Annotated in this window: 20 protein-coding genes; 5 read left to right on the top strand and 15 right to left on the bottom strand. The window is 65.4% G+C overall.

The features are described 5' to 3' along the window. Positions 1 to 18 precede the first annotated feature (18 nt). Both OEW28_RS04785 and OEW28_RS04780 read right to left on the bottom strand, forming a co-directional pair. Positions 19 to 1,014 (bottom strand): YcjF family protein, encoded by a 996-nt coding sequence (locus OEW28_RS04785; protein ID WP_263733560.1) that lies wholly within the window; start codon positions 1,012 to 1,014, stop codon positions 19 to 21. Between the two features lie 58 nt (positions 1,015 to 1,072). Further along, positions 1,073 to 2,488, bottom strand: a complete 1,416-nt coding sequence (locus OEW28_RS04780) for a YcjX family GTP-binding protein (RefSeq protein ID WP_263733559.1) — start codon at positions 2,486 to 2,488, stop codon at positions 1,073 to 1,075. Between the two features lie 94 nt (positions 2,489 to 2,582). Between OEW28_RS04780 and truA the strand changes: the two genes are divergently transcribed. Next, complete coding sequence (gene truA, locus OEW28_RS04775) at positions 2,583 to 3,350, top strand: tRNA pseudouridine(38-40) synthase TruA (RefSeq protein ID WP_263733558.1); 768 nt, start codon at positions 2,583 to 2,585, stop codon at positions 3,348 to 3,350. A gap of 43 nt (positions 3,351 to 3,393) precedes the next feature. Here the strand turns inward: truA and OEW28_RS04770 are convergent, their stop codons facing one another. The 8 genes from OEW28_RS04770 to acs form a co-directional block, all read right to left on the bottom strand. Beyond that, a complete protein-coding gene (locus tag OEW28_RS04770; RefSeq protein WP_263733557.1) occupies positions 3,394 to 5,448 on the bottom strand; it encodes a 3'-5' exonuclease in 2,055 nt (684 codons plus the stop codon). After that, a complete protein-coding gene (locus OEW28_RS04765; protein ID WP_263733556.1) occupies positions 5,441 to 5,842 on the bottom strand; it encodes a response regulator transcription factor in 402 nt (133 codons plus the stop codon). The genes OEW28_RS04770 and OEW28_RS04765 overlap by 8 nt, the downstream gene beginning before the upstream one ends. Position 5,843: 1 nt before the next feature. Continuing rightward, positions 5,844 to 6,347, bottom strand: coding sequence for a hypothetical protein (locus OEW28_RS04760; protein ID WP_263733555.1), 504 nt, complete (start codon positions 6,345 to 6,347; stop codon positions 5,844 to 5,846). Positions 6,348 to 6,355: 8 nt separating this feature from the next. After that, on the bottom strand, positions 6,356 to 8,179 hold the full coding sequence (locus OEW28_RS04755; protein WP_263733554.1) for a DUF294 nucleotidyltransferase-like domain-containing protein: 1,824 nt from the start codon (positions 8,177 to 8,179) through the stop codon (positions 6,356 to 6,358). 59 nt (positions 8,180 to 8,238) lie between these two features. After that, positions 8,239 to 9,996, bottom strand: a complete 1,758-nt coding sequence (locus tag OEW28_RS04750) for a sodium:solute symporter family protein (protein ID WP_263733553.1) — start codon at positions 9,994 to 9,996, stop codon at positions 8,239 to 8,241. Positions 9,997 to 10,011: 15 nt separating this feature from the next. Then, a complete protein-coding gene (locus OEW28_RS04745; protein ID WP_263733552.1) occupies positions 10,012 to 10,269 on the bottom strand; it encodes a DUF4212 domain-containing protein in 258 nt (85 codons plus the stop codon). A gap of 62 nt (positions 10,270 to 10,331) precedes the next feature. Next, positions 10,332 to 11,009 (bottom strand): adenylate kinase, encoded by a 678-nt coding sequence (locus OEW28_RS04740; RefSeq protein ID WP_263733551.1) that lies wholly within the window; start codon positions 11,007 to 11,009, stop codon positions 10,332 to 10,334. 4 nt (positions 11,010 to 11,013) lie between these two features. Beyond that, the gene (acs, locus tag OEW28_RS04735) at positions 11,014 to 12,987 is read right to left on the bottom strand and encodes an acetate--CoA ligase (RefSeq protein WP_263733550.1); all 1,974 of its coding nucleotides are present in this window, start codon (positions 12,985 to 12,987) and stop codon (positions 11,014 to 11,016) included. Between the two features lie 434 nt (positions 12,988 to 13,421). Here acs and OEW28_RS04730 point away from each other — a divergent pair, with 434 nt between their 5' ends. Further along, a complete protein-coding gene (locus OEW28_RS04730; protein ID WP_263733549.1) occupies positions 13,422 to 13,916 on the top strand; it encodes a HugZ family pyridoxamine 5'-phosphate oxidase in 495 nt (164 codons plus the stop codon). A 122-nt stretch (positions 13,917 to 14,038) separates the two neighbouring features. Here the strand turns inward: OEW28_RS04730 and OEW28_RS04725 are convergent, their stop codons facing one another. Then, positions 14,039 to 16,336 (bottom strand): right-handed parallel beta-helix repeat-containing protein, encoded by a 2,298-nt coding sequence (locus tag OEW28_RS04725; RefSeq protein WP_263733548.1) that lies wholly within the window; start codon positions 16,334 to 16,336, stop codon positions 14,039 to 14,041. A 251-nt stretch (positions 16,337 to 16,587) separates the two neighbouring features. Here OEW28_RS04725 and OEW28_RS04720 point away from each other — a divergent pair, with 251 nt between their 5' ends. Beyond that, positions 16,588 to 17,454: a CHAD domain-containing protein gene (locus OEW28_RS04720; protein ID WP_263733547.1), complete on the top strand. Its 867-nt coding sequence runs from the start codon at positions 16,588 to 16,590 to the stop codon at positions 17,452 to 17,454. On the opposite strand, the gene OEW28_RS04715 is transcribed toward OEW28_RS04720, so the two are convergent. Further along, positions 17,451 to 19,031 carry a lysine--tRNA ligase gene (locus tag OEW28_RS04715; RefSeq protein ID WP_263733546.1) on the bottom strand — a complete coding sequence of 527 codons (1,581 nt, stop codon included), beginning with the start codon at positions 19,029 to 19,031 and terminating at the stop codon, positions 17,451 to 17,453. The two genes, OEW28_RS04720 and OEW28_RS04715, sit on opposite strands and share 4 nt — an antisense overlap. A gap of 110 nt (positions 19,032 to 19,141) precedes the next feature. On the opposite strand from OEW28_RS04715, the gene OEW28_RS04710 reads away from it, so the two are divergent. Both OEW28_RS04710 and OEW28_RS04705 read left to right on the top strand, forming a co-directional pair. Beyond that, a complete protein-coding gene (locus OEW28_RS04710; RefSeq protein ID WP_263733545.1) occupies positions 19,142 to 19,564 on the top strand; it encodes a tellurite resistance TerB family protein in 423 nt (140 codons plus the stop codon). Between the two features lie 112 nt (positions 19,565 to 19,676). After that, a complete protein-coding gene (locus OEW28_RS04705) occupies positions 19,677 to 20,936 on the top strand; it encodes a D-amino acid dehydrogenase (protein WP_263733544.1) in 1,260 nt (419 codons plus the stop codon). A gap of 18 nt (positions 20,937 to 20,954) precedes the next feature. Here OEW28_RS04705 and OEW28_RS04700 read toward each other — a convergent pair whose 3' ends face one another. From OEW28_RS04700 to OEW28_RS04690, 3 genes are all read right to left on the bottom strand, one after another. Continuing rightward, positions 20,955 to 22,424, bottom strand: a complete 1,470-nt coding sequence (locus OEW28_RS04700; protein WP_263733543.1) for a D-alanyl-D-alanine carboxypeptidase/D-alanyl-D-alanine-endopeptidase — start codon at positions 22,422 to 22,424, stop codon at positions 20,955 to 20,957. Positions 22,425 to 22,493: 69 nt separating this feature from the next. Beyond that, positions 22,494 to 23,102: a nicotinate-nucleotide adenylyltransferase gene (locus OEW28_RS04695; protein WP_263733542.1), complete on the bottom strand. Its 609-nt coding sequence runs from the start codon at positions 23,100 to 23,102 to the stop codon at positions 22,494 to 22,496. Between the two features lie 106 nt (positions 23,103 to 23,208). After that, positions 23,209 to 24,144, bottom strand: coding sequence for a carbon-nitrogen hydrolase family protein (locus OEW28_RS04690; protein ID WP_263733541.1), 936 nt, complete (start codon positions 24,142 to 24,144; stop codon positions 23,209 to 23,211). Between the last annotated feature and the right edge of the window lie 114 nt (positions 24,145 to 24,258).

Here is a 24,258-nt window from a genome sequence, read left to right as displayed (position 1 = left end):
ACCGCGCCTTCGGGGAAGTCAGGATTTTTCCGACCCGCCTCCGCCGAACAGGCCCGCGAGCCCCCTTGTGACCAGATTTGTCACGCGCGGCTTGGGCAAGGCGCGAAACGGCATCGGCCGGCAAAGCTCCATCGCGGCCACGCCGACGCGGGCGGTCAGGGCGCCGTTTATCACGCCTTCGCCGAAGCGGCGCGACAACTTCGACAGAAGCCCGCCGCCTGCGACCGACTGGATCATGTCGTCGCCGACGGCGACCGCGCCGGTGGCGACAAGATGGCCCATCACCCGCCGCAACAGCCGCCAGCCGCCAAAGGCTCCGGTTCGACCGCCGTAGATCTCGGCGATGCGGCGGATCATGCGCAGGTTGGCGAACAGCGCCGCCGCGACGTCGGCCAGCGCAAGGGGGACGATCGCCGTCACCGCCGCGACCTGCCTGGCCGAAGCCTGGATCTCTGCCCGCGCGGCAAGGTCAAGCGGACCCATCAGTTCACGCTCGGCCATGGCCAGAAGCGTGTCCGCATCCAGTATGTCCGGGCCCTGCTCTTTCAGCCGCGCGATCCCCCAGGCCGTATCCTCACGCCCGGCATAAAGGCGTTCAAGCGCCGCGACCGTGCCACGACCGGCCTGAAGATCACCCGTTGCGATCACGGCGTCGACCGACCGGGACAAGCGGTCGATCCGCGCAAGCCGCAGATAGGCAGACATCTCCCTGATGGCCAGAAGCACCAGGGCAAGCACGAAGGCCGCGATCAGAAGCGCCGCGATCAGCCCCAGGACCGGGCTTGAAGCCAGCAACCCATCGACGAACCGCCAGGCCATCACCGAGGCGATGAAGGTGACAAGCGCCAGCAGCGCTGTCAGGGCGAACCGCCCCAGGGCGGACCCGCGACGGCTTGCGACGGCGACCGCCCGGACCATCGCCCGCCCTTCGACCGGCTCGTCGGGGATCGGCGGCGCCGCCCCGGGGTCCAGCGGGGCGGGCGCGTCATGTTCGATCAGGACAGGTTTCTTCATGTGGTCGCGCCCCTTTCGCTTCGGCCGCAGCACCTGCGCAAAGCCCGGTTTTCCCGCATCACAACAGATCCCCGATCAGGAACTCCGCCGCACGGTCCAGCCGGATATGCGGCGGCCCATCGCCGGGCCGCAACGACAGCCGCGCGGGCGCAAAGGCCATCACGGCGTAGTCGGCATCCAGCCAATGTTCCGCGCCGCCATGCGCCTCGGCCAGCATCGCGGCGGGCGACTCGGGCAGTTCGCCGGGGAACAGGGCCGCTTCGCGCCCGCCCGCAAGCAACCGGCCACGCACGCAGTCGACGACCTCGCCCCCCCTTTCGTGGCTTTCCTCGACCGTCGCGCGAAGAGCGGCAATGGCCATCGCCGCGGTGTCGGCCCCGGCAAAATCCGCACGGTCACGCGCGCTGCGCAAAAGCGCGGCAAGGAACCGCGTCAGCCTTGCGTGCTGGGAATGGTGCAGATGATCGGCCTTGGTTGCGGCAAAGAGGATGCGTTCCACGCGCCGCCCGCCCAGAAGCCCCGCCAGCCATCCCGGACGCCCGGGACGGAATGCGCCCAGAACGGCCTCCATCGCGCCGCGCAGATCCTCGACGGCGCGGGGGCCCGAATGGATCGCGCCCAGCACATCCACCAGCACGACCTGCCGGTCGATGCGGGCAAAATGATCGCGGAAGAAAGGGCGCACGACCTTGGACTTGTAGGCCTCGTACCGGCGCGCCATTTCGTGCCAGACAGAGCCGCGCGGCGCTGCTTCGGTCCGGGGCAAGGGCGCGAAGGTCAGCACCGGCGAGCCCTCAAGTTCGCCAGGCAGCAGGAAACGTCCCGGCCCGCAGTCGGAATACCCTGCCGCCCTGGCCGCCTTCAGGTAGCTATCATAATGGCCCGACAGCGATTTGGCCTGCACCTCGTCGAAAGGCGCCGCGGGGTCGATCGCCTGCAGCGCCTTCAGGTATCCGGCCGCCTCGGCCCGTGCGGCGATGCGCGTCATAACCTCGCGCGACCAGCGGCCAAAATCCATGTCCATCAGACCGAGGTCGAGAAGCCATTCGCCGGGATAGTCGACGATATCGATGTTGACGCGCCGCTCACCCCCAAGCCCCGCCAGAAGTCCCGATGGCGCGACCCGCAGCGACAGCCGCAATTCGCTGACCGCGCGGGTGCTTTCCGGCCAGTGCGGGTCTGGCCCGGTCAGCGCTGCCAGATGGGTTTCGTAGTCGAAGCGCGGGACGGTGTCGTCGGGCTGCGGCTGCAGAAACGCGGCAAGGATGCGCCCTTCGGCCACGGCGCGAAGCCCGCTCATGCGGCCGCGTTCCAGAAGGTTGGCGACAAGCTGGGTAATGAAGACGGTCTTGCCGGCGCGCGACAGCCCGGTGACGCCCAGGCGCACGGTGCGCGTGCCGAACCCTCCGGTCAGCCCCTGCCCCAGCGCTTCGGCCCGCGCCGTCAGATCGTCCACGAAATCGCCGATGCTCAAGGTCGTCCCCCTGTCGCTTTCGATCACCATAGGACGGGGTCGCGGCGGGTGGTAGAGGCGTTGCCAAGTGCGTGCCGCCGGGGTAGGTCGGGCCATGCCCCGTTATGCGTTGAAAATCGAATATCATGGCGGCCCCTTCGCGGGCTGGCAACGTCAGGCCGAACAGACTTCGGTCCAAGGCGCGGTGGAAGCGGCGCTGGCGAAGCTGGAGCACGATGTGCCCTCGATCGCGGCGGCCGGCCGCACGGACGCGGGCGTTCACGCCACGGGCCAGGTCGCGCATGTGGACCTTGCGCGGGACTGGGACCCTTTCCGCCTGTCCGAGGCGCTGAACCATCATCTGCGGCCGGCACCGGTGTCGATCCTGACCGCCGCCCGCGTGCCGAAGGATTTTCACGCGCGCTTCTCGGCGGTCGAGCGGCGCTACCTGTTCCGCCTTGTCGAACGCCGCGCGCCGGTCACGCATGACGCGGGGCTGGTCTGGCAGGTGCGCGGGCCGCTCGACGCCCGGGCGATGCGGGCGGGCGCGGCCCATCTTGTCGGTCTGCATGACTTCACCACATTCCGCGCGGCGCTCTGCCAGGCGAAAAGCCCGGTCAAGACGCTGGACGAAATCAGGATCGAGACGCACGACATCCCGCATGGGCGCGAACACCGGTTCTTCCTGCGCGCCCGCAGCTTCCTGCACAATCAGGTCAGGTCGATCGTGGGAACGCTGGAACGGGTCGGCGCGGGAAGCTGGCACCCCGACGAGGTCAAGGCCGCGCTGGACGCCCGCGACCGCGCCCACTGCGGCCCCGTGTGCCCGCCGCAGGGCCTGTACCTTGTCGGGGTCGGCTACCCGGAAGACCCTTTCAACTGACGCGCCGGCGCAGCCCTGTCTGCACAAGGAAAGCGTCGGCGCCCTAGGCGTTCAGGTCTTTCAGAAGGCGCCCGTGCTTCTTCACCTCGGCCAGAACGTCGCCGAACGTCCGTATTCCCTGCGCTTCCAGCATCGGTAGCAGTTTCAGGAAGGCGTCGGCGGTGGCCAGCGTATCGCCGATCGCCGTGTGGCGCGCCTCTTCGGGAATGGTGATGCCCAGCCGGTGCGTCAGGGCGTCAAGGCTGTGGGTTTCCCCCTGGCCGAAGACGACCGCCGACAGCAGCACCGTATCCAGGATCGGGTTGTCGAAACGAAGACCGATGTCGACTTCATGGCGGCGCAGGAACTCCATGTCGAACGGCGCATTGTGCGCGATCAGCACCGCGCCCTCGGCAAAGTCGTGGAACCTGCGTCCGATCTCTCCGATCCTGGGCGCGTCGGCCACCATGGCTTCGGTGATGCCGTGAACCTCGGTCGCGCGTGGCGGGATCGAGCGGCCGGGGTTGACCAGCAGGTCCAGGGCCTCGCGCTCGACCCGGCGGCCGTTGACGATGCGGACGGCGGCAAGCTGAACGATCTCGTCCCCCTGGCTGGGCAGCAGTCCGGTTGTCTCGGTGTCGAAGACGACGTAGGTCAGATCGGTCAGCGGCGTTTCCATCACCGCGGCGTTGCGCGCCTTGGACAGAAGCTCGAAGTCATAGACGACACTGCGGCTTATGGGGGCCGGACGGCGGGCCGCGCGGCGGGCGTCGCGCAGCGGAAGGCGGATCGCCGCGCGGCCATGCGCGCGGCGTTCGGGCCAGCATTCGGTCGCATGGGTGTCCAGCACCGTCCGCCCCGTGACATCGGGCGCTGCGGGGTCGACCGGGCGGGCGAGCCAGGTATCGAGCCAGCCCACCGCCACCGGCTCGCCTGTCCAGACAAGGTCGATCACCGCCCCGGCGCCGTCCTCTGCCATGACCAGGTCGAAGGCGCGTTGCCCGGTCAGTCCGGCCACGGCCTCAGCAAGACCCGAGATCAGCGCCACGATCTCGAACCCGTCGCAGCGCAGGATCAGATCGGGTGCCTTGGAGGTCATCGAAAGCCCGCCAGCCTCGGCCCGCGCGCGAAGAGAGTCGGTCAGGTCCGTCGCGCGCACCATGGGCAGCGGCCACCAGCCCGCGCGCTCGGCATCGTAGCGCGCGGCCAGGTCGTTGATCGCGCGCGCAAGCGCGGTCGCGTCCTCGACCATCGCCGCGGAAACCTCGGGCGCGTCTTCACCCTCGGCAATCACGCTGATCGCCGTTTGCAGGTTCGCGGCGGGACGGCGGATGCGGTCGAAGACCTCGGCCAGCAGCCGCTCGCGCGCAGCATGGGCGGCCAGGTCACCGGTGACGTCGCGCAGAGTCAGAACATACCCCCCGTCAGGGACAAGGCGCATGCGGGCCGCAAGAACGCGCGCGCCCGCAACTGTCGCGCACAGCAGGTCCGAAACCGCTTCGGCGTCGCCGATGGCGACAAGCCGGTCATGCGCCTGCCGGACGGGGCCTTCGCGCAGATAGGCGAAAACCTTGCGGTCCAGTCCCGGCGTGGCACCGGCCCCCAACAGGTCGACGGCCTGGCCGTTGTAGAAGACAAGCTGATGATCGGCCGAACATTGCAGGACACCAACCGTCACATCGGCCAGAAGCGTTTCAAGCCGCGCCTTTTCGTCGGCCAGCCGCACGGTTTCGCGCTGCACGGCCTCGGCCAGCGCGTTCCGGGTTTCGCTCAGCGTTTCGGTGACCGCGGCGGCGGCTGGCGCAAGGTCGCCCAGATAGCGCGCCACGGTTTCGTTCAGCGTCGCCCCGCCCGCATGGGCTTCGGCCCGCATCCCGCCCGCGATGCGGCCGATGGCGCGGGCGACGTTTTCGTCGAACAGGAACCAAACCCAGGCACACAGGCCCATAATCGCAAAGCCTGAGACCAGGCCGGCCATGACGAATGCCGACATGGGACCCGCGCTTTCGATCCGGTGGTATCCGACCCACAGTCCCAGAACGATCGCGGCCGTGCTACCCACCGCCAGAAAGGCAAAGAACAGAAAGACCCTGAGCCTGAGGCTCAGTTTCTCAAGCATCTGCGTTCCCCTCGTCAGAGATCAGCCGCCTGAGCTCCTCGCGCAGTTCTTTCAGTTCGAAGGGTTTCGCGATGAAGCCGTCGGCCCCCAAGGCAAGCCCCTTTCGCCGCTCCATCGCCGAGCCGCGGGCCGTCATCATCAGGATCTTGACCCCGCGCAGGTCAGGGTCCATGCGGATGTCCTGACAGATCTCGTAGCCGGAGACTTCGGGAAGCATCACGTCCAGCAGAACCACGTCCGGACGATCCGAACGGATCCGGGGCATCGCCTCGGAGCCATTCGCGACGCGGTCGTGCGCGTAACCCTCTCGCGTCAGCAGATAATCAAGCGCGATGGCGATATTGTCTTCGTCCTCGACAACCAGAACCCGTGGCTTCGTCGCGCTGTCCGCCATGTCATCCTCCCGCGCAGGCCGTGGCCAGAAGGTCGTCCTCCGGTCCAGGCGTCACCCATTCGGCGTCCTCGATCCTGCCACCCGGGAAGACGTCGGTCCGACGGCCGTTCGCGCAATCGAAGGCGAACGGCAGCTGTCTGACCGGTGTCCAGCGTTCGATGAACATCACGGGGGCGACGAACTGTTGCGGCTCGGTCTCGGAATGGATGGCAGACCCGAGATCGACCGCAAGGAAGCGCCGGACGATCGGGAAGGCATAGGTCCAGGGCTGGTAGAACGCTGCGTCGGCCGGAGCGGAGACGATGCGGACGCTTTCGGGCAGCGCATCGCGAACGCGGGGATACCACGCGTATTCGTTCCAGACCGCGAAGACGAACATCGCGACGCCAGCCGTCGCCGGAACCGCCCACCTGGGCAATTTCACGCGCAGCACCCTGGCGACCAGCAGCAGGATCCCTGCCCCGCCGACACCCGCCGTCACCATCGCAACAAGATCCCAGATCATCGTCCGTCCTATCCCAACATGCCTTTGCCCTGCCCCACAGCCGACTGCATGGTCCTCACGACGACGAAGGCGTCGCGCAGATGGCTGCGCTCGAAGTCCGACAGGTCGGAGGGGGCAAGGTAATTATCGGGCTTCCGCCCTGCCTTGACCTGCCGGGACTGGTTTTCAAGCCGGGTTTCCGCGATCAGGTCGTAAGCCTCGGTCAGGTCACGCGCGCCCGAGGCGGAAATCACGCCAGCCTCTGCCGCGGCCAGCAGGCGCGCGCGGGTGTTTGCAGGCGCCAGCCGTCCCTGCAGCGCATAGACGCGCGCCAGGTCCGCGACAGGCACCACCCCGTTGTGCTTCAGGTCGATGTGATTGCGATGCTCGCCCGAACGGATCGTCGCGAACCCCCGCAAGAGGCCAAGCGGCGGCGTATGCTTGAGCGAGTTCGAAACCATGTGCGCAACGAAGATCGAGTTCTTCGACGCCGACTCAAGCGTCTGGGACTGCAGGTCTCCGAACAGGCTGGCCGCGCCGCCGATCGGGCGCAGATCGAACATGACCGAGGCGAGCATCTGCGCCTCTGGATTGGGCGTGGCGATCCAGCCGCGGAAGTAGTCGCGCCAGACGCTGACGGGCTGACACCAGCGCGGGTTCGTCGCCATCATGTCGCCCGGGCAGTAGACGTAACCGCAGGCGTTCAGCCCGTCCGAAACCCGCACGGCCAGATCGCGGAAGTAGCCCATGTCATCCGCGGTCACGGAATCGTCGAGCATCAGGCAGTTGTCCTGGTCGGACACGCCGGTCTGTTCCTGCCGCCCCTGCGAACCGCAGGCCAGCCAGAGATAGGGGACAGGTGGCGCGCCCAGTTCCGCCTCGGCCAGGGCCAGAAGGCGGCGCGTGACCGCGTCCGCAATGTCGGTGACAAGGCGCGTGACCACCTCGTGCGCGTTGTTGCCGCCCACAAGCTGCACCAGAAGCGAAGGGATGCGGGCTGTCACCGCCGCCATCTCCTCGACGGTTTCGGCATCCGACAGATCGCGGATCAGGACGGCTGACGACAGTGCCTGGAAACGGGTCAGGTCGGTCTGGGTGATCATGCCGGCAAACCGGCCATCCCGCACGACGGGCAGGTGGCCGATCTTGCGCTCCAGCATCAGGTGGAGAATGTCGGTGCCAAGCGCCTCGGGCGTCAGCGTCACCGGATCGGAGGTCATGACGGCGCGCACCGTCGCCGTTCCGTCCAGACCCTCGGCCAGGACGCGATTCGACAGGTCCCGCGTCGTGACGATCCCCAAGAGCCGTCCCGCATCGTCGGTCACGCCAAGGCTTGAGACATGCGCGTCGCGCATCTGCTGCGCTGCGCTCGTCACGGTCGTGTCCGGACCGCAGGCGATCGGGTCGCGCGCCATCAGATCGGCGACCTTGCGCGCGCTCAGGTCATTGGCGCGCGCCTCGCTTCCGCGCGCGCGGTTGAAAAACCGTTCGAAGGCGGGAAAGCCTGTAATCAACCGACGCAGTTCAGTGACGGGCAAAAGCAGCAGCCGGCTGTCCTCGGTCGTGCGCGCCGTCGTCACCGCCAGGCCGTCACGCAAGAGCCCGCGTTCGCCGAACGAGTTGCGCGCACCCAGAAGCGAGACAAGGCCGCCGTTCCTGTCCAGTATCTCGACGCCCCCGGCCTCGATCAGGAACAGGCCGGACATCGGATCGCCGAACGCGTAGATTTCGGTCCCGGCCGGGGTTTCCCTGCGGCTGAAGGAACCGGCGACACGCGCCAGTTCGTCCCGCGGCAGGCTGTCGTAGGGGTGTACGGTTGCGAGAAACGCGGCAATCCCTTCAACGTCGCTCAACCGAACCTCCTACACAAGGATGGCGCGCCCCCGAGGGGACGCGCCGTGTTTCAGACCGATCAGTGACCGGTGGCCGCACCTGCGCCCTTCGGGACGCGGATCGATTCCACCAGTTCCTGAATCTCGACCGGCGGTTCCTCGGTGGCGTTGGACACCACGTAGGCAACCACGAAGTTGACGATCGCACCAACCGCGCCGAACGAGGTCGACTTGATCGACAGGAGCAGCGGATCGGCGTCGGTGAAGCTGTTGGTGTCGGGGATGAAGAACCAGCCCTTGTGAAGGAAGATGTAGACAACCGTCACAAGCAGGCCAGCCAGCATCCCGGCAACGGCGCCGGTGTTGTTGATGCGCTTCGAGAAGATCCCCATGAGGATCGCCGGGAAGAGCGAGGCCGCAGCAAGACCGAAGGCGAGCGCCACCGTCTGGGCCGCAAAGCCCGGAGGGTTGAGGCCGAGGTAGGTCGCGACCGCGATGGCAACACCCATCGAGATACGCGCCGCCAGCAGTTCGCCCCGTTCCGAGATCTTCGGGTTGATCGCGCCCTTGATCAGGTCGTGGCTGATCGCCGACGAGATCGCCAGCAGAAGGCCCGCTGCGGTCGAGAGCGCGGCGGCAAGACCACCGGCGGCGACCAGAGCGATGACCCAGCCCGGCAGGTTCGCGATTTCCGGGTTGGCCAGAACCATGATGTCGTTGTTCACGGTCAGCTCGTTGGCGTCCTTGTCGCCGACATACTGGATCATGCCGTCGCCGTTCTTGTCGTCGAACTTCAGCAGACCGGTTTTCGCCCAGTTGTTCACCCAGGTGATGTCCTTGCCCTGGGCATCCACACCAGCTTCGATTTCCGCGAGCGTCAGGGTGGCTTCACCCACGCCGTTCGGATGGAAGGTGTTGATGAGGTTCAGACGCGCCATCGCCGCAACCGCCGGGGCGGTCAGGTAAAGCAGCGCGATGAACACCAGCGCCCAGCCGGCCGAGGAGCGCGCGTCGGCGACCTTCGGAACGGTGAAGAAGCGGACGATCACGTGCGGCAGACCGGCGGTACCGATCATCAGCGAAGCCGTGAACAGAACCATGTTCAACGTCGTGTCGGACTGGCTCAGGTAGGATTTGAAGCCGAGATCGGTCACGAGCCCTTCAAGCGTCGACAGAAGCGGCTGACCCGTCGCGACATCGTTCGAGAACAGGCCCAGGCCCGGGATCGGGTTGCCGGTCAGCTGCAGCGAGATGAAGACCGCCGGGATCGTGTAGGCGATGATCAGGACGACATACTGGGCGACCTGCGTGTAGGTGATGCCCTTCATGCCGCCAAGAACCGCGTACATGAACACGATGCCCGCACCGATGTAGAGACCGGTGGAATTCTCCACTTCCAGGAAGCGGGAGAATGCAACGCCCACGCCGGTCATCTGGCCGATAACGTAGGTGACCGAAGCGACGATCAGGCAGACCACCGCCACAAGGCGCGCCGTCGGCGAATAGAAGCGGTCGCCGATGAACTCCGGCACGGTGAACTTGCCGAACTTGCGCAGGTACGGTGCCAGGAGCATCGCCAGCAGCACATAGCCGCCGGTCCAGCCCATCAGGTAGGCCGAGGTGTCGTAGCCGCCGAAGGCAATGAGGCCGGCCATCGAGATGAACGATGCCGCCGACATCCAGTCAGCGCCGGTGGCCATGCCGTTCATGACCGGGTGAACGCCGCGGCCGGCGGCGTAGAATTCGCTCGTCGAGCCCGCGCGGGCCCAGATGGCGATGCCGATGTACAGCGCGAAGGTCGCGCCGACGATCAGCAGGTTAAGGGTATACTGATCCATTATCCCCGCTCTCCCTTATTCTTCCACGCCGTGTTCACGGTCGAGCTTGTTCATGCGCGCGGCATAAACGAAGATCAGAACCAGGAACACGAGAATGGAGCCCTGTTGGGCAAACCAGAAGCCAAGATCGGTTCCGCCGACCCCGACACCCGACAGCATCGGGCGCAGCAAGATCCCAAAGCCGAAGGACACCAAGCCCCAGACGATCAGGAGAACCCTGATCAGCCGGATATTGGCAGCCCAATAGGCGTTGGATGAAGATTTATCCGCCATGTTGTTACTCCCTGAACTCCCTCGTTCGTTTCCGGCCCCCCCTCACGGGGAACCGGCCTCCCCTAAGCCGAGACGCGCCCGACGATGGCGCCAAGCCCTTCGGCGATCGCCTCGATGGTCCCCATCGCGTCGATTGTCTCAAGAACCCCCATCGCCCGGTAGTGCGCGATCAGCGGAGCCGTCTGGGCGTGATAGGCTTCCAGCCGCGCACGCACCGTCTCGGCATTGTCGTCGGCGCGGCGCTTGAACGCCGTGCCGCCGCATTTGTCACAAGTGCCCGCCGTCGCGGGCTGCTTGAATTCGTCGTGATATCCCTCGCCGCAGCCGGCGCAGGTGTAGCGGCCGGACACGCGGCCAACCATCGCCGCGTCATCGACCTCGAGGCTGATCGCCGCGGTCACGCGGCCGCCGGCGTCGGCCAGCAGCTTGTCCAGCGCCTCGGCCTGGCCTGCCGTGCGCGGAAATCCGTCCAGTATGACGCCGCGTGCGGTATCTGGATCGGCCATGCGGTCCTTCAGGATGGCAAGCACGATTTCGTCGCTGACCAGACCGCCCGCCTCCATCACCGTCTTGGCCGCAAGGCCCGCGGGCGTTCCCGCGGCCACGGCGGCCCTGAGAAGATCCCCGGTGGACAGTTGGACCAGCCCGAACTTTTCTTCAAGCATGCGGGCCTGCGTACCCTTCCCGGCCCCCGGAGGGCCAAGAAGGATCAGGACGGCGGGTGCTGTGGAAACGCTCATGCCCTCAGCCCCGGTTCATGCGGTTGTCGATCAGGTCATCCACGACCGACGGATCCGCCAGGGTCGAGGTGTCGCCCAGAGCCCCGAAGTCGTTTTCCGCGATCTTGCGCAGGATGCGGCGCATGATCTTGCCCGAACGGGTCTTGGGCAGGCCCGGTGCCCACTGGATCAGGTCGGGAGAGGCGATCGGCCCGATCTCGGTCCTGACCCACTTGACAAGCTCCTTGCGCAGCTCCTCGGTCGGTTCCACATCGTTCATCAGGGTGACATAGGCGTAGATGCCCTGTCCCTTGATCTCGTGCGGATAGCCGACGACGGCGGCCTCGGCGACCTTGGCATGCGCAACCAGCGCGCTTTCGACCTCGGCGGTGCCCATGCGGTGGCCCGAAACGTTGATCACGTCATCGACCCGGCCGGTGATCCAGTAGTAGCCGTCCTCATCCCGGCGGCAGCCGTCGCCGGTGAAGTAGTAGCCCTTGTATTGCTCGAAATAGGTCTGCTGGAAGCGCTCGTGGTCGCCCCAGACCGTGCGCATCTGACCGGGCCAGCTGTCGGCGATGCACAACACGCCCTCGACCCCGTTGCCCTCAACCAGTTGGCCACCTTCGGCGGTCAGCACCGCAGGCTTCACCCCGAAGAACGGCAGCGTGGCCGCGCCCGGTTTGGTCTCGATCGCGCCAGGGAGCGAGGTGATCATGTGGCCGCCGGTCTCGGTCTGCCAGAAGGTGTCCACGATGGGGCATTTGCCCTTGCCGACGTACTTGTCGTACCAGACCCAAGCCTCGGGGTTGATCGGTTCGCCGACCGAGCCCAGCACACGCAGCGACGACAGGTCATGCTTTTCCACCCACTCCGGCCCCTGGCCCATCAGAGCGCGGATGGCGGTCGGCGCCGTGTAGAACTGATTGACCTTGTGCTTTTCGCAAACCGCCCAGAAACGGCCCGCGTCCGGATAGGTCGGCACGCCCTCGAACATCAGCGTCGTGGCGCCGTTCGCCAGCGGGCCGTAGATGATGTAGCTGTGGCCGGTCACCCAACCCACGTCGGCCGTGCACCAGAAGACGTCACCGTCCTTGTAGTCGAAGGTCATCTGGTGGGTCATCGAGGCATAGACCAGATAGCCGCCCGAGGTGTGGACAACCCCCTTGGGCTTGCCGGTCGAGCCGGAGGTGTAGAGGATGAACAGCGGATCTTCCGCCCCCATCGGACGCACCGGGCAGTCGGGCGCCGCGGTTTCCATCAGCGCCAGCACGTCGACGTCGCGACCATCGACCCAGCTGGTCTGGTCCCCGGTGTGCTTGACGACAAGGCAGCGCACCTTGTCCTTGCAGTGCAGAAGGGCCGCATCGGTGTTGGCCTTCAGCGGCGTGCGCCGGCCGCCGCGCGGAGCGCTGTCGGCCGTGATGACCAGCTTGGCGTCGCTGTCATTGATCCGGTTGGCAAGGGCGTCGGGCGAGAAGCCCGCGAAGACGATCGAATGAATGGCTCCGATCCGCGCGCAGGCCAGCATCGCGTAGGCGGCCTCGGGGATCATCGGCAGGTAGATCACGACCCTGTCGCCACGCATCACGCCCTGGCTGAGCAGGACGTTGGCCATGCGGCAAACCTTTTCGTGCAGCTCGTTGTAGGTGATGTGCTTGGCCGGGGTGCTGGGGTCGTCCGGCTCCCAGATGATCGCGACCTGATCGCCACGCGTCGGCAGATGGCGGTCGATGCAGTTCGCCGCGACGTTCAGCACGCCGTCCTCGAACCACTTGATGGACACTTCTCCGAAGTTGAAGTTGGTGTTCTTCACCTTGGTGTAGGGCGTGATCCAGTCGATGCGCTTGCCCTGCTCGCCCCAGAAGGCTTCGGGATCCGACATCGAGGCGGCGTACATCGCCTTGTAGGCATCAGGCGTAACCACTGCGTTTTCAAAACCAGGAGGAATGGGATGCTTTGAATTCGCCTCGGCTGAACCCTGATCTCTACCGGCCATCGCATGATCCTCCACTTGTCATTTGCGCCCCACGGGACACCTCACGCCGCCGCTTGGCTGATCACGGGCACCAGGTGTCACGCGGCCACTGTAAACCAATTGTCGAATATTACGTAACCCATTTTATTGATTGCGTTTTCCTGTTAATTCTTTCACAGGCAATCTAGGATATCTGTAAATTTATTGACTGATCCTCGAATTCTCATTGGATTTACCGCATCATGTCTGTTGCGGTCGCGGCCGGTTTTAGGCGGAATGCCGCCGGAAGCGGGCGGAGCGTCGAATCCCGCGGCAAAGGGGGTATTGAATGTCGAACAGATGCAACAGTGCCTGTTAGCGATCACGCGAATCAGTGATTCGCCTGACGTCGCGGATGGCGAAGGCAGCTTGCCAGGCCCAGGCGCGCCGTCGAACCAGCCAGGTGGAGTGCCGGAATGACCGACAAGCCCTCACCCATCAGGGAAACCGACGACGAAGCGCGGGAACTGGCCCAGGAACTGATGCGTTCCGCACGCTTCGCGGCTCTTGGCGTGCTGCATCCCGACACTGGCACCCCGCATGTGACCCGGGTCGGGTTCGGCCTTGCGCCTGATGGCGCGCCCGTCACTCTGATCTCGGATCTGTCGGTGCACACCCGTGCGCTTGCGGCGGACCCGAGGGCCTCGCTCCTTGTCGGAGAGCCGGGATCACGCGGCGACCCGCTGACCCATCCACGCCTGACGCTTTCGGTACGGGCACGTTTCGTTGATCGCCAGGCGCCGGAGCATTCGGCGATCCGTGCCAGATGGCTATCCGATCATCCGAAGTCCGGGCTTTACGCCGATTTCGCGGATTTTCATTTCGTTGTTTTCGAGATCGAAAGCGCCGCATTGAACGCCGGCTTCGGCAAGGCTTTTCTGCTGCTTCGTACAGATTTCGCGGCCGGATGAGCGTGCAGGGCCCAAACTTGCCCATGTGACAAAGCAAAAGGCCGGCTGCGTTGCGGATGCATCGCGCGATCCGCATCGCCACCGGCCATCTGTGTTACAGCGACGGTCGCGCCCGCCGATGGTCAGGTCGGATTGTCCATGCGCACCCTGACGTGAACACGCCCCTTCGATAGATTGGCCCAGTGCAGCGTGACCTGCTGCTTGGCCGCCCCCTGTTCTACTGTCACATAGGGCATGTCAGCGCGCCGTTCGCCGGTATTTCCGGTGATCACTCCTTCCGAGACGATGGCGTCCACGTTCCGGGCCCACCCGCCGAAGGGCAGACGCGCCGAAGGATCGATCGTCCAGGTCGTCGCGGTCGTCGATTGCACATGTTCGACCGTCACGGGGTTGGCGATCGGCCAGTCGACCGAACGGAACGTGTTACCCTGGACCAGGATGTTTTCCATCCGGCTGTTGTCCAGCTGGGCATAGGTCGTGTCCACCTTGTCCACCCGGTCGATCGACCCGTTGAAGACCTTGAAGGTGTTGCCCGTCAGGTTCAGCCCCTCGATGAAGTGTCCCGGACCGTAGGGCTTGAACACGATCCAGCTGAACCATCTGGCCACATCCGAGGCGACGAAGGTGTTCCCTGTGATCGTCAGCCCCCCGAAGGAGAACTGGTTGGCAAAGCCCGGATCGGATTCGTATTCGTTCGTGACCTCGATAAAACAGTTGTCGACATAGTTACCGGTGATCGTCGTGGACAGGTTGCTGCCGGCCAGCACCAGGCCGGCCAGCCGCACACTGTTCGACTGGTTGTCGCCCTGGAAGAAGTGGTTGCCGATGAAAAGGTTGTTGTTGCCGCCGACGACGCCGAAATGCCGGAAGCGAACCGCGCGGCATTCCCGCACCTTGACGTCGTTCCCGTTGGTGTTGAACAGGATCGAAACGCGGTCCTGCGCCGGCAGCGACACTTCCGCGGACAGGAACTGGCAGCGGTCGATCTCCATGCCCTGGCATCCATCGCCATGCGAGGTGATGCCCCGATCCCGCGGCTGGTTGATGGCACAGTCCCGGATCAGGAAATTCTTGCCCGATGGCGGCAGCAGGATGCCGCTCGCATCGCCGTTGCACTGGATTTCGACTTCCGCCAGCGACATCTTGTCCAGTGCGGAGAAGCCCGAGAAGTCCAGCACGTACTTGAACCGCGTGAAGGTGAACGTCTGCGTGCCCGCGGCATCGTGCAGCGGCTTGCTCAGCTTCAGCGTGCCGGCCCCGACGTTGACCGAGGTCACATAGACCTCGCGCCCGACGCCATTCCCCTGAACCAGCGATCCGGGCGCGATCCCGGCTATGTTCGCGACAGAGGTCAGCGTCGTATCGCTCGACGTGCTGTAGGTCGCAATCGAGGTCACGACGGTCGGAGCCCATGCGGGCCCGTCCTCGACCTCGAACTGGCCATTGCGGATCACGCGCCGGGTGAAAAACGTGGTCTTGTTGCTGACCGCGGCCTGCATGTCGATCGGCGCCGTGACGTTGACCCTTCGGCCGCCCATGTCGAGCGAGTCGTGGTCAGTGAAGTTGATCAGCGCCTGGAACGCCTTGCGGAACCCTTCCTCTTCGTCACCGAACGCGTCGATATAGGCGTCAAGCGTGTAGTTCCGGGTGATCGCCAGCCGCCTGTTGACGGGCATGGTCAGGGTCCCCTGAAACCGCACGGGCGCTTCAAGCGTCACATCCGCGTCCAGAAAGTAGCTGCCTGACGAAACAAGCAGCGTCCGCCCCGATGCCGCGGCGGCGGCGTCCGCGGCATCGAATGCGGCGGCGTCGTTCGTTGCGCCGTCGCCCTTCGCGCCATAATCGCGCACATCCACCCAATCCATGAGGTCGCGCAGGAAGGCCGAGGTGACGTCCTCGACCTCGATGTCGTCGATCCGAACGACGCCGCCGTTGGCCCCCGTCAGGTCAAGGCCCACATGGCAGAAGATCGCCGACGCTCCCCAGGCCATGTCCACGCCCTGGCGCGCGCCGGTCCCGATTATTGCCTGGACGGTTTCGACCTTGCCGTAGGCGGTCAGTGCCACGCCAGGGCCGGTCTCGGCCACGCCGGCCAGGTGCGCGTTGCCCGACGTGCCTGCCCAAGCGGCAATTCGGACCGCGGGCAGGTTGCCGCTGATCGCCTTCACGCGCGCCGTCACGCGCAGGTAGCAACCGGGCAGGACGGGAGTCTCGACCATGCAGCGCAGCTTCTGCGTCGTATCGGTCTTGATCATCTCAAGGCAGGCGCCGAAATCCTGGTCCGCCGTGACCAGCGCCGCGTTCGCGGACCCCTCGTAGGTGGCCGATCCCGGCGTGCCATCCTCTCTCGACCACATGTCGAGCCCGTCTTCGAAAGCAGGCGGCATCAGCGCCAGCCCATCCGTGATCGCCTTGTTCATCCCGTGAATCCCCTGTGATCGCCACCCTTCGGGACAAGTGGTCCGCTACCCCCCAAAGGGGGCTTCAGCCGCCATCTGTCGCGAAATGGAACACTCGTGCCGAAGGCGGGGACGTCAGCCCCCGGGCATGAGTGCTATCATCAGACTCCTATCGCGCGGATGAAGCCACCGCGCGCCGTCACATGGGCGTTACCTGGATGTTGTCAAATACGCCGGTCGCAATCTTCCGCGTCAGATAACACGGATCAAAAATGCCATTCGCCTTCCCGGACAAGGACGAGTCCATCACGAAGTCGGTCCGCCGCCTTGCCCGTAACCGCATCGAAGCCTCTCTGGCTCTGATCGCCGACGCAGAGCGCCCGCAGCAAGAACGCGTTCGCGAACTGCGCAAGAACATCAAGAAGACGCGAGCGCTGATCCGGCTGGTCCGTCCCAATTTCAAGGGTTTCGAGCGCGAGAACCAGGCATTGCGCGCCGCCGGCCGCGTGATCTCGGACCTGCGCGACAGCCATGCGCTTGCGGAAACTTTCGACGCGCTATCGCGCCGCGTCTATGTCCCGTTCGAGGCGCGCGAGGCGCTGCGCGATGCCGTCGTGCAGCCTCCGGCGCAACCAACCCCCGAAGAGGCAGAGGCGGCACTGGCAGAACACGCGCGGCTCTTGCAGGAAATTTGCGAACGATCCCGAAACTGGAAGGTCACGGAAAAAGGCTTCGACGCGCTTTTGCCGGGATTGGAGCGCAGCTGGATCGCGGCCCAGAAGGCAATGGACGCCGCCCGGAAGGCCCCTGGTGGCGAGACACTTCATCAATGGCGCAAGCGCGCCAAGGACCATTGGTATCACGCGCGCCTGCTTGCGCCGATCTGGCCCGAGATGATGGCACATCATGTTGCCGCTGCAGATGCCCTGGGGGAACGGCTTGGCGAAGCTCGCGATCTCGCGTTCCTGATCGAGGCCTTTGAAGGCGTCGAGGGCGGATCGGACTTCATCGCCACCGCGCAGCAGGAAAAGGATCGCCTGCTATCAGCGGCCGATGCCCTGGGATCGCGCTTCTTCAGCGAACCGGCAAGCGGCCTGTCCTGCCGCTGGCACGGCTGGTGGAAGGTGTGGCGGCACTAGGCCGCCATGTCCCCAGACAGCGCCTTTTCGATCAGGGCGATCGTTTCCGAAATCCCGTAAAGCGCGATGAAGCCGCCGAAACGCGGTCCCTGGGACGCTCCCAGAAGGACCTCGTAGAGGGCCGTGAACCAATCGCGCAAAGGCTCGAACCCGTGCTCCTTGCCGACGGCGAAGACCGTCGACTGCAACGCCTCCGCGTCAAGGCCGCCGTCCCATGCCCTGAGCCGCGCGACGAGATCCTCCATCGCGGCCCGTTCCTTGTCGCTCGGCGCCCGGAAGTTGCGCGAGGGCGCGACGAAGTCGTTGAAATAGCGCACGGCGAATTCCGCCGCCTGGTCAAGCTGCGGGTTGTTGTCCGGCGTCGCTTCGGGCGCGTAGCGGCGGATGAAGCCCCACAGCCCGGACTTGTCCTTGGCGCCGGCAACGCTGGCAAGGTTCAGAAGCATCGCGAACGGAACCACCATGTCAGAGGCCGGCGGGTTGCCGTTATGGATGTGCCAGACCGGGTTGGCTAGCTTGCCCGCCTGGTCCTGATCCGGAAATGCGCGAAGCTGCTGGTGGTACTCGTCCACCGCCTTGGGGATCACATCCCACCAGAGCCGCTTCGCCGTCTTGGGCTTCTGGTACATGAAGTAGCCAAGGCTTTCGGTCGAGGCATAGGTCAGCCATTCGTCGATGGTCAGGCCGTTGCCCTTGGACTTCGAAATCTTCTGCCCCTGCTCGTCCAGGAAAAGCTCGTAGGTGAAGTGCTCCGGGGCCTTCGCGCCCAGAACCTCGCAGATACCATCATAGATCGGCGTATTGGTCGAATGGTCCTTGCCGTACATCTCGAAGTCGACGCCAAGCGCCGCCCAGCGGGCGCCGAAGTCGGGCTTCCACTGCAGCTTCACGTTGCCGCCCGTCACGGGCAGCGTCCATTCCCGTCCATCTTCGTCGTCGAAGGTGATCTCGCCCTTCGCGGCGTCGACGTTCTTCATCGGCACATAAAGCACGCGGCCGGTCTCTGGGTGGATCGGCAGGAAGCAGGAATAGCTTTGCTGGCGTTCCTCGCGCAGCGAGGCCAGCATGATCTTCATGATGTCGTCGTACTTCTCGCAGCAGCGCAGAAGGATCTCGTCGAACTGGCCGGACCTGTAGAAGTCGGTCGCGCTGATGAACTCGTACTCGAACCCGAAGGTATCCAGGAACCGGCGCAACATTGCGTTGTTGTGGTGCCCGAAGCTTTCGAATTCGCCGAACGGGTCGGGAACCGAGGTCAGCGGGCGCTGAAGGTTTTCCTTCAGCATCTCCTGCTGGGGCACGTTGTCCGGCACCTTTCGCATCCCGTCAAGATCGTCGGAAAAGCAGACGAGCCGGGTCGGAATGTCCGAGATGATCTCGAACGCGCGGCGGATCATCGTCGTGCGCTGCACCTCGCCGAAGGTGCCGATATGGGGAAGGCCCGAAGGGCCATAGCCCGTTTCGAACAGGACGTAGCCCTTTTCGGGCGCCTTCTTCTCATAGCGTTTGAGCACGCGGCGCGCTTCCTCGAAAGGCCAGGCTTTGGAGTTCATCGCGGCATCGCGCAAAGAAGACATGACAATATTTCCCGAAACCGCGGCATCGCATGTGCCGCAAACTCCGTCTCCTATTGAACGGGGGACGGATCGTCAATAATTTGCCCCTCGGCATATCAAGGACTTTGAACGTGACGCACACCCTTCCCGCCTTCACCCCCCAGGATGCGCTTGTCGCGATCATGGTCACCGTTTCAATCTCTGATCAAACCATCCGCACGTCGGAACTCGTGGCGATCGAACGCCAGGTGAACCACCTGCCGATCTTCGCCGACTACGACATCGACACGATCAAGGAGGTCGCCCAGACCGTCTATCGGCTGATGGAAGATGATGACGGACTGGACACGCTTTTCGCGATGGTGCGCGATGCTCTGCCCGACAGGCTTTGGGAAACCGCCTACGCCCTTGCCTGCGACGTCGCCGCGGCCGATGGCATGTTGGGCCAGGACGAACTGCGCCTTCTTGCCGAGGTGCGGCACGAACTGAACATCGACCGCCTGCACGCCGCCGCGATCGAGCGTGGAGCGCGCGCAAGACACCTCACGCTCTGATTGCCGGCCACCAGTCCACCTGCAAGGCAACCATGAGTCCAGCAGCCCCGCTCGATTGCGGGGTGCCTTCTGCTATGCTAGCGGCGCGCGAAATCTGGATCGGGATAAAGCCATGAGAATCATTGTGATGGGCGCTGGCGTGATTGGCGTCACAACGGCCTACTACCTTGCCAAGGCGGGGGCGGAAGTGGTTGTTCTGGACCGGCAACCGGGACCCGGCCTGGAAACCAGCTACGCCAACGCGGGCGAGCTTTCCTATGGCATGTCTTCGCCCTGGGCTGCACCCGGCGTCCCGATGAAGGCGCTGAAATGGCTTTTCATGAAGCGCCGGCCGCTTTTCATCTGGCCGCTGATCAGCCCGCGCATGTGGAAGTGGGGCGCGCAGATGCTGATGAATTGCAACGACGCCTCCTACGCCGTGAACAAGTCGCGCATGGTCCGCATTTCGAACTATTCGCGCGACGTCATGCCCGACCTGATCTCCGAAACGGGCATCGAATACGACGGCCGCGAACAGGGCACGCTGCAGCTTTTCCGCACGGAAAAGCAGATGAAGGCGTCGAAGGCGGACCAGGATATCCTTGCCGAGTTCGACAGCCCTTTCGAGGTGCTCGACCCCGACGGCTGCATCGCCGCCGAACCCGCGCTTGCCCTTGTTCGGGACAAGTTCGTGGGCGGCCTGCGCCTGACCGCCGACCGGACCGGCGATTGCCGCATGTTCACGATGGCACTGGCGGAAAAGGCCGCAGCGCTCGGCGCTCGGTTTCACTACGGACAGAAGATCGAAATGATCCGGATCGAGGGTGACCGGGTCAAGGGCGTCAAGACGGACAAGCTGGGCCTTGTCACGGGCGATGCCTATGTCTGCGCACTGGGCAGCCACGCCCCCCGGCTGTTGGACCCGATCGACCTTCGCCTGCCGGTCTATCCGGTCAAGGGGTATTCGGTGACGTTGCCGGTGACGGATGACGCGGGCGCGCCGCAATCGACCATCATGGATGAAACCCACAAGGTCGCGATCACGCGGCTGGGCGACCGCATCCGCGTGGCGGGCACGGCGGAGATCGCGGGCTATTCCAACCGGCTCGGCCCCAACGCGACGGCCACGGTCAGGCATGTGATCGGCGATCTGTTCCCGCAGGGCGGAGACATCGACCGGGCGGAGGGATGGACCGGCCTCAGGCCGATGACGCCCGACGGCACGCCCATCCTTGGCCCGACACGATACCCGAACCTGTTCCTGAATACCGGACACGGAACGCTTGGCTGGACGATGGCCGCCGGATCGGGGCGCGCAGTGGCCGACCTCGTGCTCGGGCGCACGCCCGACATCAGCTTCGACGGCCTGACCGCGGCGCGCTACGGACTTTGACCGGGGTCGCCCTGCGCCCTACGCGCCGTGGATCTTGGACCAGCGGGCGATCAGGTCGTGCTGCAGGACCCGCGCCCGTTTCACCCAGGCCTTCCCACCCTTCGGCCTTTCGCGCTCCGCCTCGCTGAGCGCGTCGCGCCTTTGCGTGTCCGCAGAGAAGATGGCGAACGCCATGTCGCGCCCGTTCGGCGCCGTGAAGTACCCGGCCAGCGCGGACACGAAGTTGAGCGTTCCGGTCTTGGCCTTCACCGTCGCGGGGAATCTCTCGCCGTTCTGCTCGATGCCCATGTCCTTCATCAGGCCGGCCAGCCGTGCGCCCGGCCCCAGACGCACAAGCGCCTGCGCCATCGCCGCAGCCGAAATCCGGGAAGTCCCGCCAAGCCCGGAATGGTCGACGAAATTCGCGCCCCTGACGTCCGCGCGGCCCTGCAGCCAGGCTGCCATCTCCGGCCCCGAATCCGCGTGACGGTTGACGCCGCGCCGCGAGGAAGCGGCCATCCCCACGGCCTCTGCCGTCAGGTTCGTGGAATAGCGCATCATCTGGCGCAGCACATCCGAAAGATCGTCGCTGCCATGCTCGACCAGGACCGTTCCCGCGGGTTTCGCATCAACGGTTTCAGGCGGCGGCAGCTTGATCCCGGCCCCTGCCGACAGCGCACGGAAGACATCGCCAGCGTAAAGGTCTGGATGACGGACCGGCAGCCACCGGCTTCCCCCGCCGCCCAGGGCGTTGCGCGAAACGCTCCAGTCCTCGAAACCGCCCTGTTCGTCGTAGGCGTATACAGGCAGATCCCGTTCAGCCAATCGTACGCGGGCGACGGTCACAGGCGGAACGAAGCGGCGGTCCTCGGCATTCATGCCGATCGAATAGTCCTGGCCCTTGCGTTTCCAGGTGAAGTTCACCCGGTTGAAGTTCAGGTTCAACCCGGCCACGGCAGGATTGTAGCCCAGCCAGTCGGGCTGATCCGGGTCGATCTCGCGCACGTAGGGCAGCGCGCCACCCCACACGCGAAACCGCCCGGAAATCCCGCGAACACCCAGCTTTGCCAAGGCGTAGACCATCTCGGCCAGGCCATCCGTGGTCAGCGTCGGATCGCCGCCACCGGCAAGCACAAGATCGCCGTCTATGGTAGCGCCGTTTACCGGCCCGGTCGCGATCAGGCGCGTGGAAAAGCGATAACCCGCCCCCAGATGCTCCAATGCGAAGAGCGACGTGATGGCCTTGGCGGTGCTCGCAGGCGGCATGCCAAGGCCGGGCTCCATAGCCTCGATCAACTGTCCGGTTTCAAGATCGCAAAGCGCGAAAGTTGTCTGCCCGCCCAGCTTCGCCTTCGCGACCAGATCAGCGGCAGAGCCCTTGGGGACTGAGGCGCTGGCCGGCAAGGCCGCTGGCCGCGCGACCGGGCGGATCCCTGTCAGCGGCGCGTCGGCGAAGGCGCGGGTTGCAAGACCCGATGCCAGCAGTCCCACGAATAGCCGCCGATCCATGCGCTCTGCCCCTCCCCGGCGTGGCGCCGTTCCAATCTGCCCGGACTATCCCCCTGCCCGCGCCCGCGTTCAAGCCCCCTGGCGCCAATCGCCCCGCGCCCGGATCGCGCTTGACGACACATCGACCATCGGGACATCCAGAAAGCACCAGGCGGGCGGATGCGCCTTGGGCAACAGGCGAGCAGCCTCTCCGGGAAGCCGGTAACGGTCGAATTCCTCTGCCGCGCGCGCGCCCCGGGCGGCAAGCCGCGCGCCGGGGCGGGCAAAGACCCCGATGGGGACGTTCCGCATGATCCATTCCCAGTCCTGCCAGCGGTCGAACTGCACCAGGTTGTCGGCCCCCATCAGCCAGACGAAGCGGACGCCGGGATAAAGCGCCCCAAGCCGGCGCAGTGTCTGGGCCGTGTACCGCGTACCAAGGCGCGCCTCGAGATCGCTGATGATGACCCGCGGATCGTCCATCACCGCCCGCGCCCGCGCGATCCGGTCCGCCATGGGCGCCGGCTGGCGCGCCTTCAGCGGATTGCCAGGCGACACCAGCCACCAGACACGATCCAGGCCGATGCGCTTGATCGCCTCGCGGGTGATATGCGCGTGACCGGCATGGGCCGGGTCGAAGGACCCGCCCAGTAGGCCTATGGTCTGGCCCGCAACGGCTGTTGGAAATCCGGCCCTCATCCCCGCCTCGATCTGCGCGCAACCTTACTGTCGCCCGCCAGTGCCGAGGTCAAGATGCTTGCGCGCCGAGCCAACGGCTGGCACGCGGGGCCTGCCGACCGCACGCCTACCCTTCGAAGCGCACCGGCACCTGGCGCGCGCGATGGACCTCAAGCGTGAACACGTCGGGCCGGGCATAATGGCCCGCGACATCGAACTTCCGGCGCGAGGCGCGCGCCTGCGCGACATCGATCTCTGCGGTCAGAAGCCCCTTTTCACGCCGCATGGGACCCGCAATACATCCGCCGAAGGGCCGGTAGACCACCGCATCCCCGGGATTGATCCAGCCCTCGGTCTCCTGGAACAGCTCCTCTCGGAACGGCAGGTCGGCCGGAATATCCGACAGTTCCAGCGCGGTGGCGCAACCGACGACCCAGCACCCGCCCTCGCGCGCGATGTGCTGCATGGTGGCCAGCCAGGTGTCGCCGCTGTCCCAGGTCGGGGCCAGGTAGATGTCGATGTTCTGCGCGTAAAGCGCGAACCGCGCGAGCGGCATGTAGTTTTCCCAGCAGATCAGGGCGCCGACCCGGCCCACCGCGGTCTCCACGACATTGAGCGTGGAGCCGTCGCCAAACCCCCAGACCATGCGCTCGGGGTTTGTCGGCATCAGCTTGCGGTGATTGTTGAGGATGCGGCCATCCGCGTCGATGATCGCCACGCTGTTGAAAAGCGTGCTGCCGCTGAAGCGCCCGTCGACCTCCTGGTGTCCCATCACCACCACGACGCCATGTTCGGCCGCCGCCTGGCGCAGTGGCGCCAGGTCATCGCGCTCCAGATCGACCGAATTCGCCTGGGATCGCGCGAAGAGCGTGTCCGTGGCCAGCATCCCCGCGCCGGGCTTCAGACGCCAGACATAGCTCGGGTATCCCGGCAACCAGACCTCGGGGAAGACGATCATCCGGCAGCCCTCTGCCGCGGCCTTCCCGACAAGCTCCACCGCCCGCTCAAGCGATGCGGCCTTGTCGAGATAGACAGGCGGAACCTGCACCACGGCAAGTTTCATCACCACACCCTCCCTCTGCTGGACCCAGTGTAGGGCAAAGGGCGCCCTACGACAAAACATGCGCCGACTTAGCCCCGTTGCGCCGCCCCCTTCGCCCGGATAGAACGCCCCAGA

The organism is Albidovulum marisflavi, from assembly GCF_025751435.1.
Lineage (GTDB): Bacteria > Pseudomonadota > Alphaproteobacteria > Rhodobacterales > Rhodobacteraceae > Albidovulum > Albidovulum marisflavi.
This window is presented reverse-complemented; position numbering and strand designations above follow the sequence as displayed.

Coding starts and splice junctions, on each gene's coding strand:
- acs (WP_263733550.1), bottom strand. CDS start 12,987: ATGGCCGGTAGAGATCAGGGTTCAGCCGAGGCGAATTCAAAGCATCCC.
- OEW28_RS04695 (WP_263733542.1), bottom strand. CDS start 23,102: ATGAGGGCCGGATTTCCAACAGCCGTTGCGGGCCAGACCATAGGCCTA.
- OEW28_RS04770 (WP_263733557.1), bottom strand. CDS start 5,448: ATGCTTGAGAAACTGAGCCTCAGGCTCAGGGTCTTTCTGTTCTTTGCC.
- OEW28_RS04760 (WP_263733555.1), bottom strand. CDS start 6,347: ATGATCTGGGATCTTGTTGCGATGGTGACGGCGGGTGTCGGCGGGGCA.
- OEW28_RS04785 (WP_263733560.1), bottom strand. CDS start 1,014: ATGAAGAAACCTGTCCTGATCGAACATGACGCGCCCGCCCCGCTGGAC.
- truA (WP_263733558.1), top strand. CDS start 2,583: ATGCCCCGTTATGCGTTGAAAATCGAATATCATGGCGGCCCCTTCGCG.
- OEW28_RS04765 (WP_263733556.1), bottom strand. CDS start 5,842: ATGGCGGACAGCGCGACGAAGCCACGGGTTCTGGTTGTCGAGGACGAA.
- OEW28_RS04705 (WP_263733544.1), top strand. CDS start 19,677: ATGAGAATCATTGTGATGGGCGCTGGCGTGATTGGCGTCACAACGGCC.
- OEW28_RS04740 (WP_263733551.1), bottom strand. CDS start 11,009: ATGAGCGTTTCCACAGCACCCGCCGTCCTGATCCTTCTTGGCCCTCCG.
- OEW28_RS04700 (WP_263733543.1), bottom strand. CDS start 22,424: ATGGATCGGCGGCTATTCGTGGGACTGCTGGCATCGGGTCTTGCAACC.
- OEW28_RS04750 (WP_263733553.1), bottom strand. CDS start 9,996: ATGGATCAGTATACCCTTAACCTGCTGATCGTCGGCGCGACCTTCGCG.
- OEW28_RS04720 (WP_263733547.1), top strand. CDS start 16,588: ATGCCATTCGCCTTCCCGGACAAGGACGAGTCCATCACGAAGTCGGTC.
- OEW28_RS04725 (WP_263733548.1), bottom strand. CDS start 16,336: ATGAACAAGGCGATCACGGATGGGCTGGCGCTGATGCCGCCTGCTTTC.
- OEW28_RS04715 (WP_263733546.1), bottom strand. CDS start 19,031: ATGTCTTCTTTGCGCGATGCCGCGATGAACTCCAAAGCCTGGCCTTTC.
- OEW28_RS04745 (WP_263733552.1), bottom strand. CDS start 10,269: ATGGCGGATAAATCTTCATCCAACGCCTATTGGGCTGCCAATATCCGG.
- OEW28_RS04690 (WP_263733541.1), bottom strand. CDS start 24,144: ATGAAACTTGCCGTGGTGCAGGTTCCGCCTGTCTATCTCGACAAGGCC.
- OEW28_RS04730 (WP_263733549.1), top strand. CDS start 13,422: ATGACCGACAAGCCCTCACCCATCAGGGAAACCGACGACGAAGCGCGG.